Raw genomic sequence first — 701 nt, forward strand, 5'->3', positions numbered from 1 at the left:
CCAGCGGGCGGCCTTCGCTGTTGCGCACCTCGCTCAGGCTCTCGGCCAGGCGCATCGGCACGAACGCCTCTTCCCAGCGCGACAGCGGTTTGTCGGCGTACGGCCCCAGGCCCAGGTCGAAGCCCAGCCACATCCACGGTGCCGGCGAGGCCAGGCGCACCGATTCGCTGCGGTAGGTATTGCCGCGCGAGCGGCCGGACAGCTGCGCGTGCAGCGCGCCGCCCATGGCCCGGTCCAGCGCGTCGCGGACCATCGTGGCGCAGTTGGCGGTGTAGTAGTCGTAGCGGTAGCGCGCGTTTTCCGGGCGCGCGCGCCAGGCCAGCGCCTGCTGCAGCGCGCGTGCCTGCGCCGGGGCCAGGTCCAGCCACTGGATGTCGACGCCGCGGCCGGCTTCGCGGTATTGCTCCAGGTCCTCCTGCAGTGGCAGGGCGACCAGGTAGTAGCGCATGTCGCCGGCGGCGAAGCGGCCGACGAAGCCCGGTTCGCTGGGGTCGAAGAAACCGAAGTTGTACGAGGTGGCCTGGCCCGTGCGCGGGTCGAGCACCACGATGGCGTCGTGGCCGAAGCGCTCGAAGAACACTTCGCCGGGCTGCATCGTCGCCACGCCGATGCGCGGTGCGGGGTCGCTGCTGGCGCTGGCGGCAGTGTTCGCAGCCGCGTCGGGCGCTGCGGGCGCCGCTGCGGCCAGCGGCGGCGGTGCC

Annotated in this window: 1 protein-coding gene; it reads right to left on the bottom strand. The window is 73.0% G+C overall.

Annotation, left to right across the window (positions count from 1 at the left end; all coding sequences use genetic code 11):
* On the bottom strand, positions 1-701 hold a 701-nt coding region (locus D180_RS19310), incomplete at both ends, for a DUF4105 domain-containing protein (RefSeq protein ID WP_017914065.1).

The organism is Xanthomonas sp. SHU 166 (assembly GCF_000364685.1).
Taxonomy (GTDB): domain Bacteria; phylum Pseudomonadota; class Gammaproteobacteria; order Xanthomonadales; family Xanthomonadaceae; genus Xanthomonas_A; species Xanthomonas_A sontii.